Annotated in this window: 13 protein-coding genes; 3 read left to right on the top strand and 10 right to left on the bottom strand. The window is 40.6% G+C overall.

Annotation, left to right across the window (positions count from 1 at the left end):
• Nucleotides 1-261 precede the first annotated feature (261 nt).
• The 4 genes from ABJD64_RS00490 to ABJD64_RS00475 all read right to left on the bottom strand — a co-directional run bounded on the left by ABJD64_RS00490 (nt 262) and on the right by ABJD64_RS00475 (nt 1,960).
• Nucleotides 262-537 (bottom strand): hypothetical protein, encoded by a 276-nt coding sequence (locus tag ABJD64_RS00490; RefSeq protein ID WP_348182081.1) that lies wholly within the window; start codon nt 535-537, stop codon nt 262-264.
• A gap of 332 nt (nt 538-869) precedes the next feature.
• Nucleotides 870-1,505, bottom strand: coding sequence for a zeta toxin family protein (locus tag ABJD64_RS00485; protein WP_348182080.1), 636 nt, complete (start codon nt 1,503-1,505; stop codon nt 870-872).
• On the bottom strand, nt 1,502-1,651 hold the full coding sequence (locus ABJD64_RS00480; protein WP_348182079.1) for a hypothetical protein: 150 nt from the start codon (nt 1,649-1,651) through the stop codon (nt 1,502-1,504). The genes ABJD64_RS00485 and ABJD64_RS00480 overlap by 4 nt, the downstream gene beginning before the upstream one ends.
• 69 nt (nt 1,652-1,720) lie before the next feature.
• Complete coding sequence (locus ABJD64_RS00475; RefSeq protein WP_348182078.1) at nt 1,721-1,960, bottom strand: hypothetical protein; 240 nt, start codon at nt 1,958-1,960, stop codon at nt 1,721-1,723.
• 162 nt (nt 1,961-2,122) lie between these two features.
• Here ABJD64_RS00475 and ABJD64_RS00470 point away from each other — a divergent pair, with 162 nt between their 5' ends.
• The 3 genes from ABJD64_RS00470 (at nt 2,123) to ABJD64_RS00460 (ending at nt 4,822) form a co-directional block, all read left to right on the top strand.
• The gene (locus ABJD64_RS00470; RefSeq protein ID WP_348182077.1) at nt 2,123-2,653 is read left to right on the top strand and encodes a hypothetical protein; all 531 of its coding nucleotides are present in this window, start codon (nt 2,123-2,125) and stop codon (nt 2,651-2,653) included.
• Nucleotides 2,654-3,225: 572 nt separating this feature from the next.
• The gene (locus ABJD64_RS00465) at nt 3,226-4,107 is read left to right on the top strand and encodes a HEPN domain-containing protein (protein WP_348182076.1); all 882 of its coding nucleotides are present in this window, start codon (nt 3,226-3,228) and stop codon (nt 4,105-4,107) included.
• 34 nt (nt 4,108-4,141) lie between these two features.
• On the top strand, nt 4,142-4,822 hold the full coding sequence (locus tag ABJD64_RS00460; protein WP_348182075.1) for a M15 family metallopeptidase: 681 nt from the start codon (nt 4,142-4,144) through the stop codon (nt 4,820-4,822).
• Between the two features lie 47 nt (nt 4,823-4,869).
• Here the strand turns inward: ABJD64_RS00460 and ABJD64_RS00455 are convergent, their stop codons facing one another.
• The 6 genes from ABJD64_RS00455 to ABJD64_RS00430 form a co-directional block, all read right to left on the bottom strand.
• On the bottom strand, nt 4,870-6,390 hold the full coding sequence (locus ABJD64_RS00455) for a serine hydrolase (protein WP_348195282.1): 1,521 nt from the start codon (nt 6,388-6,390) through the stop codon (nt 4,870-4,872).
• Between the two features lie 297 nt (nt 6,391-6,687).
• A complete protein-coding gene (locus tag ABJD64_RS00450; RefSeq protein ID WP_348182073.1) occupies nt 6,688-7,542 on the bottom strand; it encodes a hypothetical protein in 855 nt (284 codons plus the stop codon).
• A 128-nt stretch (nt 7,543-7,670) separates the two neighbouring features.
• Nucleotides 7,671-8,534 (bottom strand): DUF5777 family beta-barrel protein, encoded by an 864-nt coding sequence (locus ABJD64_RS00445; protein WP_348182072.1) that lies wholly within the window; start codon nt 8,532-8,534, stop codon nt 7,671-7,673.
• A complete protein-coding gene (locus tag ABJD64_RS00440) occupies nt 8,531-9,085 on the bottom strand; it encodes a YceI family protein (RefSeq protein ID WP_348182071.1) in 555 nt (184 codons plus the stop codon). The genes ABJD64_RS00445 and ABJD64_RS00440 overlap by 4 nt, the downstream gene beginning before the upstream one ends.
• Before the next feature lie 82 nt (nt 9,086-9,167).
• Entirely contained in the window at nt 9,168-9,953 is a 786-nt protein-coding gene (locus tag ABJD64_RS00435; protein WP_348182070.1) for a cytochrome c, read from the bottom strand.
• 279 nt (nt 9,954-10,232) lie between these two features.
• A complete protein-coding gene (locus ABJD64_RS00430) occupies nt 10,233-11,903 on the bottom strand; it encodes an alpha/beta fold hydrolase (protein ID WP_348182069.1) in 1,671 nt (556 codons plus the stop codon).
• Between the last annotated feature and the right edge of the window lie 328 nt (nt 11,904-12,231).

Here is a 12,231-nt window from a genome sequence, read left to right as displayed (position 1 = left end):
AATGGGACTTCAAAGGATCGTTTTTCGAATAAGTTAAATCTCTCTCGGCGTAATTCTTATTAGCTTAATCACCTGCACAAAAAGACACCTACAATAGTTGACTTTCTTCTTCTATTAGTTCATCAGCTTTTGCCCAGGTTTTGAATCTAATGATGAGATATACGCGTCCAATTACATGGCAAATTAATTGAAATAGAGGATTCATATGATGGCAATATTTATTAAAAAACACTCCGATCATGCGCGTTTGCAACTCGTTTCTCAATGCAATAATTCGACAGCCAATAATCCCATTTTTCCTGCATAATCTCTTGCCGAGCTATACAAATACCATTCAGGCTCATCTGTGATTTCATTCTCGACTGGGTTTTGATGAATATAGTCTAGTTTTTCAACAATAAATTTATTGGATTCTAGCTGAATGGGGTGATTGCCATCTTGCCAGACTTTGTAAGTCTTAACTCTTTTGATCTTATCAGCCGAACTCCTAAATGCCTTACTTAGCCATTCTTTTCGACTCTCATTGATCAAATCCATTTCCAAGGTAATTTTCTTTGATGTAAATTTCTTGAAATCCTACATAATGTCAGAAAGTAAGTTACCGCTCACAACCATGTGTAAATGACTTGGCATCAATACCCAGGCATGAATTATCAACCCTCTCTCGTTTTGACAATATTTCAATGAATCAACTATGATGTGTTTAAATTCCTTCCGGGTGAATAGGTCAATCCAATGAATTATAGTACAGGTGACAAAATACAGCCCTTCGGGATCACGAAATTTGTACTTTTCAGACATTTGTTGTCAAATAAGTTAATATAGGTGGTTTGTGTTTCCTTCCAGAAATACTCATATTAAACGAACGTTTAAAAACTGAACCTAATCGACTTACTTTGCTCTAAACCTGTGATGTGACTCGTTAATCGAGGCAAGGATTTCATATAGCTTGGTTGCTTCACCAAATATCCTTTTTCTCCTTGTATTCCTATGCAGTTTTCAGATTTGAAATCAGGATAGCTTTCGGAGATGACTATATTATTATATCTGTCGAATGAATTATCAAGTAGCGTCAATCCATTTTTATAACGAGAATCTATTTCTTGATTAGGTACATTATGACCGTTTTTGCTCACTCTTAATGCTACCCTTTCTTTTGCCAGAGTAGCCGATTTTAGACCTATAAAGATCAAGTTTTTCTCATAACCGTACTGATCTGCCAAATCCAGATAGTTTAAAATATCTTTAGTATGATAATTCGTTTCAAAGCTAAAATTGGATTTGGTCTCAAATGCGGAAACAATTGATGTTTCAAATTTATCTGCTACATACTCCTTGCATCCTCTTTGAACAGCTGGATTGTATGAAAAACGAGCCCATTGTTGATAATATTCTTTGTCAAAATCAAATGCAGTGATGCCATATTTGGCTACAATATCACTGCTCAATGTTGACTTTCCTGCACCATTAGGACCAGCAATGATGATTAATTTTGGAGTAATCAAAAACTATACTCAGTTCTTTTGGCACGCTTGGGAGTCGTGACTTGTACTACGGTACCTTCATGCAATTTTTTTTCAATAGCTAGGCGCTTATTCATCACCTGATCTAGCTCTTGCATTTCTTTAAGAATCTTCTTATCTGATTTCATAACACAAATATACTGAAAAACGAATTATTGAAAACACACTTCCCATCGTGCACGTTTGCAGCGCGTTTCTCAATGCAACAGTTCGACAGCCAATAATCCCATTTTTCCTGCATAATCTCTTGCCGAGCTATACAAATACCATTCAGGCTCATCTGTGATTTCATTCTCGACTAGGTTTTGACAATATTTCAACGAATCAACTATGATGTGTTTAAATTCCTTCCGGGTAAATAGGCCAATCCAATGAACTATAGTACAGGTGACAAAATACAGCCCTTCGGGATCACGAAATTTGTACTTTTCAGACATTTGTCAAATATAGATACTGCGACGAAAAAAAACGTGTCGCATACGCGCACGATCGGAATCTCTTAAATGAATACTCATTTCTTCATGGTTTGCAGAAATACATTATAATTGTGACATTCAACTAATTCAGTTGAGGTGAATTACCATCAAAGAAAAATTAAAATGTCAAAGTGGGAGGATAGTCTAAAATTTCGAAATGAGACAATACGAACTGTACTTTTATATTTCCTAGGAGGAAGTATTGCCTATTTTATTGTCAATCCTTCAGAAAGAAAATCTGCATATCAAGCCGAGCTCGACAAAACAAAACTTGAGATTAAATCAAAGGTGATAGACGATTTCCTCTCTGCAAGTTATGAGTATACCAGCACTGCTTTTGACTTATGTAATACCAATCCTGTACTTTATAAAGAGGATTATGATAAATATGTAGAAAGAAATGACGTTGCTTACGGCATTTATAGAAATAGTCAAAATCGTTTGATCGTATACTTTGATGAAGATAGCTTGATATTAAAAAAAAGAGATGTAATTGAAAAGCTATCGAAGGATATGAAGAATTTTTTTGGAAAACCTACCGAAAAAACTAAATGGGATACTATAAGACTAAGATTGAAAAAAGAAAATAATGAAATTGCTCTTATAAGCCTTCGCAAAATAAAATTAATAGATTCAGCTTTTACTAATAAATGATGCATCTTTTGTTTTAAAAAAAAACCTCGTTTTGTGAGTCTCATATATAGTCTCACGATTTAGGTGATTTTCAATTCCGAACATTTCACCTCTGTAGTCAGATTAAATCTTAATTACAAATGGTAGTTCGATCAAACCAAGTTTTACCTACCTACCATTCAACCACCGTCCAAATCTCTCAGCTATGCTGCCGATCACGTTTTATGAACCCTGACAGGTCATTCCCGTCCGCGCGGCACCGCGAGAAGGAAAAAATAAAAATTCTCGGAGTTCTCCACATGACGAGAGCCAAAAAATAAATTTTCTGCAGTTATCCGTGCTGCGCGGACCAAAAAAGAAAATTCCTGCTGTTCTCCGCGTGACGAGAGCTGAAAAACACCATTTTGTATCGCCCCGAGAGTAAAAATTCATGTTTCCAGAATCAACTAGCAGTCAACTAATCCGATGTAGAGCTCTGAAAGTTGATTTTTTCAAGGGTAGGCACGGTTTGCCAAAGGCCTCCTCACCCACCCCACGCATCTTTTTTCGAAAATTCTTAAGTAGACTATATCGGTTATTTCTATCTTAACTTCGTGAAAGAACTTTTATCTCATTTACCACCGGAAAAACAAGAAGAACTCCAACTACTGACCGAATGCCTGGCCTCATTCAAAAACGTAGAAATGCTCATCCTCTTTGGCAGCTATGCCCGGGGCAACTTTGTAGAGGACAGCTATGTGGAAAAGGGTATCCACTACGAATACAAAAGTGACTATGACCTGCTGGTGGTGACCACACACGACGACCTGAAGGAAAAATTCAGAATAGAGGAGCAGATCGAAAAACAACTGGAGGCGACCGGAAAGGTCAGAACTACACCCAGCCTGATCTTCCACTCGATCAAACACCTGAACCAGGCCCTGACCGAAGGCAACTACTTTTTTCAAGATATCAAAAAAGAAGGCATTTTCCTGCACGATACGGGCCGATGCCAACTCCAAAATGCTAAAAAACTGACCCCTGAAGAGTCGCGGCAAAAAGCGCAAGGGTACTTCGATCAGTGGTTTAAGAGCGCCAACATGTTCTTTTCAAATTTTAAATCAAACTTTGATAAGGGAGCAAAAGACAAAGATTTCTACAATGTGGCAGCCTTCGAATTGCACCAAGCCACCGAGCGCTATTATACGGCTATCCTACTGGTATTTACTGACTATCGACCCAAGGAACACAACCTTGAGCGACTGGATCTGCGGGTGCGCAACTGTGATTCGCAGTTCGATGTCTTTCCCCGTGGCACAGAAGAGGAAAAACACCGGTTCGAATTGCTCCAAAAGGCTTACATCGACGCCCGCTACAAGATGGATGAATATGTCATCACCCAAAACGACCTGGAGTACCTGGCGGATCGAGTGAATCATCTTAAGGACCTTACCGAACAGATTTGTAAAGAGAAGATTGAGACAATTGGGGGATAGCTCGGAACTAAATTCATCAAACCGGAACTCACAAATGAGATTAAACCTATTTAAAATATTCATTGTCGGCATTCTTTTGTGCAGCTGCGAACGGGCAAAAAAACAAAAGTCAATTGAGCTTGTTCAAGAAGATACTAGTCAAGCGTATGTGCCCATGCCTCTTCCTGACAGTGCATTTGTAGTAATGAATAAATACTCGGATGGTTTCGTTTTTGACATGAAATACGCTACTGAAGATAATTTTCTAAAGAAAAAAGTATACGCATGTGATCATTGCCTGTTAAGAAAAGAAGTTGCCGATGAAATAATCAGAGCAAATCTTGAATTCAAGAAGTTGGGTTTCCGAATCAAATTTTTTGACTGTTACAGACCAGTGGATGTCCAAAAACAAATGTGGGAGATTTTTCCCCATGCCGGGTATGTGGCCAACCCAAATACTTCCGGATCAATTCACAATCGTGGTGGCGCCGTTGATATCACCTTAGTTGATTCTCTCGGTCAAGAACTTGATATGGGAACTCCTTTTGATTTTTTTGGCAAAGAAGCCAGTCATGCCTATTCATTGCTTCCTGATACTACACTGTCCAATAGAAAGCTCTTAAAATCTGTTATGGAATCCTATGCCTTTAAATCCATCTCATCGGAATGGTGGCATTATAATTTTAAAAGCGCTCATCAGTACAAGCTGTCCAATTTTTCTACAGAATGTGACTGACTCCTTCCGTGTATTTCACCAATTGCAGCGTGTTCGTTTAGTAAAATTTATTGGTTTTTTAGTTTTTTGAGCATCTCAACTCCATTGGTATTTTCAGGATCCAACGATATTGATTTCTCATAATTTTTAATGGCCAATTCGTTATTTCCATCTACCATATATGCTTCGCCGAGGCTATCATAAACATTTCCTGATTCCGGGTATTCTTCCACATTTAGTTTGAAGATTTCAATAGCTTCTTTGACTTTATTTGATCGAAGCAATTCATATCCGAAGTTGTTTAGTGCACCTTCTGAGAAGAAATAATCTTCACTTTTGGTTTCTTTCATCTTTTTATACCTGGCAATTGCTGCATCAATTCCTTCACGTCTAATAGCGTTGATCAATAGTGGAGTAATTGTCTTTATACATCTATTTCCCAGCGAAACACCCAATTTCCAGTTGATCCAATCACAGTAAGCCTGGCGATAGACATTGTGACCCGAACCTCCGTTGGTAATCATCGCAAATCCGTCACCCGTTTGTTGATTAACTCTGAGATAGGCATGCCATCCTGTATTTGCCCCACCATGCCCGACTAAAACTGCCTGACTGTTTTGAATCGAATCTATTCCATAGCCCAATCCGTATCGACCATTTGCAGCCGGTGCAGGAGATGTCATTAATTTAATGGTGCTTTGTTCTAAGATTGACTGGTCAGCTACTAATCCATTGGGAACATTTAGACTTGCCATAGCAAATAGCACAAAATCTTCGATAGTAGTATGTAAACCGGCAGCTGCTTCCGCGGTAAACAATTCAAAGGGAATTACTTCGCCATAACCATTATGTTCTAAAGAAGATGCGCTTAATATCTTGTCATCAATTGTATAACTACTATTTGTCATGCCAAGCGGATTTAGAATTTCAGCTTGCATGTAGTCAGCAAATTTTTGCCCGGTTACTTCTTCAATAATTAATTGTAGAATAGTATATCCACCGCCAGAATACTTCCACTTGGTTCCAGGTTCCATTATCATCCTAACGTCTCCGGGTCCATTATTTTTTCCTGACAAGGATTGTTCAATAGTTGGTAGCGTGTCACTGGGAGACCAACCAGGATAGCCATGTAGAGAAAGCCCTGCCGTATGACTAAGCAGTCTTCTAACCGTCACCTTGTTGACATCGTATTCCGATTCAGGTAAATGCCACCGGGTAAGGTAATTTTCTGCCGGGCTGTCTAATTCAATCTTACCTTCTTCTACTAATTTGAGAACTCCCCATGCGGCTACAGTCTTCGAAATGGAGCCAATATTAAACCCCGTTTTGCCGTTTACTGTCACCTTGTTTTTTATATCAGCATATCCATAGCCTTTTTGAAGGATTATTTTTCCATTGTCTATGAGCGCGAGGGCAGCTCCTGGTACGATGAACTCATCTAACCATGCTGAGACTTTCTTATCCAGTTCACTCACGTATTCGTCACTGGAAACGGGCTTTAGCTGGGCGTTGACGCTATGATCAAAAATCATGGTAGCCATCACCAAGCAGACAAATTTGCTTAGGCAATTAATTATTTTATTCTTCATCTTATGGACCTCATCTAGGTGTTAGTTGGACTTTCAAAACTGTATTTTAATCTAAAAACACATTCGAAAATAATCAATTGATCCGGAGAATGATTCGGTTTTGTGCAAAACCAGATGGTTTACAAAGCCGGATAAAAAAAATGCGGTTCTTTCGAACCGCATCAACCTTTGCCTGATTCACTATTAATCAGGAAAAAGAACACAGCTGGTAAAAAGGGTGGGGTCATTGCTGAAAAGTAAGAACGACAGACACGTTCTCAATAAAGGTTGTCTGTCGCCTTTGCATTCCGGTAAGGACTACTCCGCTCCTACTGTGTTTTTGTTTACGATTGGCCATACTCCAGGACCTGGCACACTTACTCCTTTAGTATCTCCTCTTTCCGTATCCTGGCCAAAGTAGTATAATGGCCATCCTTTGTATGTCACCTGACTCTCGCCAAATACATCGATCGTTCCGAAATCACTAGCATCTATGGTAGAGGCTACGGCATCTATACTTTTGGTATACACTGGCCAGATTGCATCATTCGAAAAATCACTAGCTGTATAGTTGTTTACATCTTTCGAGTCGTTGGTAAAAATGTAAAGTGTTCTTCCTTCTGCATTCACAAAATAGGCGGTCGCTTCTTCGCCTTCTTCATAGGCCGAAGTGTAATTTTTTCCGTCATTGCCTACCAACTGTGCATTGGCATACATGATAGAATAATTGGGCTTGGCGACAAACCATACCCCTCCAGCACCTTCGCCTGAAGTACTTCCAGCTGTTTCTACCACTCCGTCGCCTGCCGGTGCATAGTAGTAAAGCGGCCATCCTTTGTAAGTCGTCTGCTTCGCACCACTGGCATGTGTAATAGTTGCAAAATCAGCACTTTCCAATTCTGCATCTATCTCCGTTTCTGCAGCATAAAAGATGGGCCAGCTATTCAAACAGCCGTCAAGACATGTACTGTTTCCTGACACATCCGTTGAGAAAACATATAAAGTAACGCCATTAGCGTCCGTTAAGACATCGCCCAAAGTAGCGTCGCTTGCAAGTTTGATCATTGATCCTGCCTCTAGGGCGGCTTCTTCATTATCATCTCCACATGAGGAGATAGTAACTATTGCCGCCAATAGCAGCATTACATTTAATTGCTTAAATAGATTCTTCATTGATTCGTAGATTAATTATTGATTTTGATTAACTCATTTCCTTTTAGAACTTCTGATGCCGAGGAAGCAAAAAGGCCAACCGGCACCTGCTCGGAACAGGCACTGGTCTTCCTTTACATGTAGAGTATCTAATTCACTTGAAAAGTCCTCGATATATTGAATCCAAAGTGGATTTCTCCGTCGAAGAAGTCATTGGTTGTTTCTGTGATAAATCCTTTTGGCACCATGGATGTGGCATTGGTAAACTGAAGTTGAAATACGTGTCCGCCGGTTTCGATATCAAAGCCTATGGCAAACGCATTTTTTGCATTTTCATTGAGTTGTTGAAACTGATAGTAGTACTCTACACAAAGAGCTACTCGCTGCGAAAATTTGACACGTCCCCCTGCCCCAAGTGCAAACACGTCATTGTTCAACTGGTCTTCATCAATCAAATTTCTGTGCACCCATGTCGGCATCAATTGGAGTGATATTCCATTGTTAAATTTTCGTGCCAACAAGAGTTGGTGAGTAGTCGCCAACTTGTCTGTGAAGCTCAGGTCCAGGTCTGGATTTCTTAAAGTCCTGAGTGCCACTGAGCTAAACCATGTCGCTGAAACCGGTACCGCCTTTCCTCCGGTTGATTGACGAATCAGGCGATACTTTACAAAGCCATCGAAGGTTTTCTCAAAAGAACTTCTGCCTAAACCAAAATACAGACGATCGGTAACTGCGTATTCCAGCCCAATTCGAATGCTTGCCTGATCAAGTCCAAAAAGCTCATAGCCTCCTCCATCGATGGTACCGAAGCGATGAGAGATCATAAAATCCATCACTCCTTTTTTTCTGGTTTCTATAGAGTGACCATTGATCAGCCTGGTGCCTTTGAAGGTGGCTTCTACAAGGCCTGGTTCTTCTGACTGCTCCGCTTCAAGTGCAGCAAGAAGATCGTCCTGCGCTTTAACCGAAAGTGATATAGTCAGGAAAATAAATACTAAGAGGAATGGTCTCATCTTTCTTGTCGTTTGAAATTAAATGATGCTCTGACTTCGACTACCTCTGCGATATTCTTAATCACCAGCTTTGGTATCTCGATTTCATGATCGGCTACCGAAACTTCGAATTCGGTAGACACCCTTAATGTCTCAGGAGACACGTTAAACTTCACCACGGCAGTTAGAGGCCTAACAACGCCATGAATTTCCATTTCACCTTCTGCTTGCGCTTCAAAACTTCCCGCTTCCGTAAAGTTTATAGCTGCGAAATCTTTAATCACTCCTTTGAATGTAGCTTTCGGATATTTGTCAGATTCCAAATAGTTTTCATTGAAGTGCTCTTGCATCAGGCTTCTTTCAAAATTGAATTTTTTGATAAACATGGAAACGGCCAATGTGCCTTTCTCAAGGTCTATTGCTCCTAATACTTCTTCATTTATAGCTTCTATATCCTCGAGTGGAGCCTCGGAATAGAAAGAAGCCGTTCCTGTACGATCCAAAAGCGGTTGTGCCAAGGTAGATACCATTGCAAATGCCACTAGTAGAAATGTTAAAATTCCATTTTTCATATTATTAGATTTTTAGATTATACCTTCCCATGGTTGTCAAAAAAAACCAGGTGCGGATTGAACAATTAGTCTGATTGAAATATTAGTTGGAAAGTGCGCCATCATCCACCCAACAGGCAATTCTGTCAATTTCATCTTGAGAAATAGTGGCTCCTCTGGGCATTGATTTGTTTCCTGTCACCCTTTTGATAGAAGCAGCATGAGCTCTTATTTCATCATAAGAATCGAAACTCGGAGATGCACTTACACCATGACAACTAGTACAGTTGTTTTTAATTATTTTTTCTATGGAGCTGGAGTAACTAACTCCAGACAAAACCTGAACATTCCCGGTAACGCTGCATCCTTCCTGATCTGTGATACCTATAGTATGCGAACCACTGCTCAGGGCAGAAAATACGTTACTGGCCTGCTCACTGCCTCCGTTCAATGTATACAGATAGGGCTCCACACCACCGGTAGCGATCACTTCGATGCCTCCGTCATTAGATTGACACCCGGCAATTAATGTTTCAATTTTAGTGAGGTTTACCCCATTGGCGTTTTGAATCTCAACATTTAGCTCTTCGGAGCAGTCGTTGGCATCGGTAACTAACACCGTATAGTTTCCAGCCGGGACGTTTTCAAACACACCCTCTGAATTTGTTGCCGATTCAGAACTGATTGTATATGGAGGCTCGCCTCCTGAAGCCTGAACGGTAAAACTTCCATCCGATACTCCACATTCGGAGTCATTGCTGTCAATTAGTTCTAACTGAACCGGAGACACCGAGCAGTCGAACTGCGGAGTCATTTGTTCCCAGGTACATGACGTTGCACTTAAAAAAATCAAAGAGCACATGGCTCGAAAGGTGACTTTTATCCACATAATAAATAATGATTCGTAATGGCCAGCCTATCGTAGATTTAGGATAACAATGAGACTATTTTCATTGTCTTACTTAAAGGAAAAGACGCTATCAGGACGAACACAAAGCGATCTCACCATACTACTTCTACAATTATGCCAGCTCCTTTGCAATAATTATTCAGCAAAATTGCTCGACATTGAATAGTCTGTCTATCACAAATCCGGCGATCTTCTTAACATTTCCGACAGGGCTATGCTACAAAACCGACAGAAGGACATATTTCCGACAAATGGGGGCTAATCTTGGATTTGAAGAAGATCTGAAGGGCTTATGCTGAACTCCTTTTTGAAACATTTTGAGAAATAAGAAGGGCTAGAGAATCCAGTTTGAAAGGCGATTTCATTAATGTTGTACTCGCGGTCATGTAGCAGTTCCTTAGCCCGATGCAAGCGTACCGATGAAATCAACTGGTTTGGTGATTTGTTCGTTATGGCTTTGAGTTTGCGTTGCAACTGGCGCTCACTGATACCCATTTCCCTGCAAAGCATTTCGACTCCAAAGGACTCACTACTCAAATGATCGTCTATACATTGCAATACATTTTCCAGAAAAGAATCATTCTGCGCGAATTGTTTCTGTGAATAATTATCCAATGGAGCCGTTGATCTTGAATCATCTATCACCTGATAAAGAGAAAGCAGCTCTCCTGACATGGACTTGAATACGTCCTCCCTATGAACAAAAGTCAATCCGGTCCCCAACAACAGATGTTTTACTGTCTGTGTAATGAGGACTTGATTCGGTGTGGATATTTGAAGCATCGAATCTGTGAAAACTTGTGTTTCACCACTTATAAAGTGAGCCTTATCTATAGCACCTTCCCTGATGTGAACACCAATGGCTAATTGAATATTCAGACTTCGGATGGCATCCATGAGATCGATACTGCAATGAACGGCCTTACTGGGGCCTTCAAAGGTGGCGATAAAAGATTCATTATCGTATTGAACAATTTTCCCTCTATACTGAGTAACAAATTGACTAATCAGTCCTCGAGGGTCCATATGATCAGTACCTGAGGGCAGGATTCGGGCAGCAACGATGGTGTAAAGTCGTTCCTCATAAACTTTTGCCGGCTTCCCGTCTAAAATGAAAGCCTTCATTTCTTCCAATACCTCTTCTGTGTTTCCAACCCAAAAGAGATGATCATTACCATGAAACTCAACAAACTTTGCCCCCTTTATTCGCTCAGCGATAAAATGCCCCTCCTCAATTTTCACATCCACATCGTGGGTGCGCTGCATGAGTAAGGTGGGTACTTTTATGGAGCTTAATATATCAATGATATCCACCTGGGTGTTCATCTTGGTAAGCACCATGGCTGCACTTGGACTGGCTCCCGACCGAAAATAATTAGCCAGCCAGTCCATAAATATCTTGTCATTGGCCTTGGATGGAGCGAGTGACTCCAGACCCATCTCCCCGCTGCCCCAGCTATTTTCGATCATGTCGTAGACTGCCTGCCGTTCTTCGTCGGTAGGTGCCCATGGGTAATCCGGAGCGTATCTCCGCTTGGCAAATACCCCAAATGTGATCAAGGAAATGGTCCGGTTTGGATAGGTGGCAGCGAATAGGGCCGAAACTGACCCCCCTTCGGAATGTCCGAACAATATGGCTTTTTCCGAACCTACCGCATCCATTACAGCTCGAATGTCATCCATTCTTTCCTCCAGTGTAGAAAGCTCTACCACACGGTCGGAAAGTCCTGTTCCACGCTTGTCAAACAGAATTACCCTCGATATTTTGCCCAACTCCTGTAAGAAATCTACCAATTCGGGGCATGCCCACATCCAGTCGATATTAGAAACCCACCCGGGAATGTACACCAGATCCACCGGACCCGAACCAAAAACCTGGTATGCTATGTTGATACGACCGCTTTTTGTGTATTGAGTGAAAGGCTTCATAAAATGATAAAAGTCTGCTGTGTTGATAGTTGAATCGAACGATCAAAGTTGAATTAATTATTTCATTTTATCTTCAAACTTGTGGTCAATATATGTATTGTGTATGGCTAGATATTTTTTTGAATAAAAGAAAAAGCATGAGCAGAATCTTGTATCTCTCCATATCGATTTTGCAATACTCGAGCTTGCATCCTTCCGGACCGTTTCGAAAGACTACACACGCTAAGAGGCAATACTAATCCCCTTTTGGCACTACTTAAGTTACCGCATTATTCCGGTATTTGAGCGCTGATCAACACCCTTTAAAAAAAATTTGGCATCATTTTTA

Origin of the sequence: Reichenbachiella sp., assembly GCF_039944555.1 — a bacterium.
GTDB lineage: Bacteria > Bacteroidota > Bacteroidia > Cytophagales > Cyclobacteriaceae > Reichenbachiella.
This window is presented reverse-complemented; position numbering and strand designations above follow the sequence as displayed.

Bases quoted from the DNA above. Each gene is read 5' to 3' on its own strand.
- ABJD64_RS00490 (WP_348182081.1), bottom strand. From the start codon at position 537: ATGGATTTGATCAATGAGAGTCGAAAAGAATGGCTAAGTAAGGCATTT.
- ABJD64_RS00480 (WP_348182079.1), bottom strand. From the start codon at position 1,651: ATGAAATCAGATAAGAAGATTCTTAAAGAAATGCAAGAGCTAGATCAG.
- ABJD64_RS00475 (WP_348182078.1), bottom strand. From the start codon at position 1,960: ATGTCTGAAAAGTACAAATTTCGTGATCCCGAAGGGCTGTATTTTGTC.
- ABJD64_RS00470 (WP_348182077.1), top strand. From the start codon at position 2,123: ATGTCAAAGTGGGAGGATAGTCTAAAATTTCGAAATGAGACAATACGA.
- ABJD64_RS00460 (WP_348182075.1), top strand. From the start codon at position 4,142: ATGAGATTAAACCTATTTAAAATATTCATTGTCGGCATTCTTTTGTGC.
- ABJD64_RS00455 (WP_348195282.1), bottom strand. From the start codon at position 6,390: ATGAAGAATAAAATAATTAATTGCCTAAGCAAATTTGTCTGCTTGGTG.
- ABJD64_RS00450 (WP_348182073.1), bottom strand. From the start codon at position 7,542: ATGAAGAATCTATTTAAGCAATTAAATGTAATGCTGCTATTGGCGGCA.
- ABJD64_RS00445 (WP_348182072.1), bottom strand. From the start codon at position 8,534: ATGAGACCATTCCTCTTAGTATTTATTTTCCTGACTATATCACTTTCG.
- ABJD64_RS00440 (WP_348182071.1), bottom strand. From the start codon at position 9,085: ATGAAAAATGGAATTTTAACATTTCTACTAGTGGCATTTGCAATGGTA.
- ABJD64_RS00435 (WP_348182070.1), bottom strand. From the start codon at position 9,953: ATGTGGATAAAAGTCACCTTTCGAGCCATGTGCTCTTTGATTTTTTTA.
- ABJD64_RS00430 (WP_348182069.1), bottom strand. From the start codon at position 11,903: ATGAAGCCTTTCACTCAATACACAAAAAGCGGTCGTATCAACATAGCA.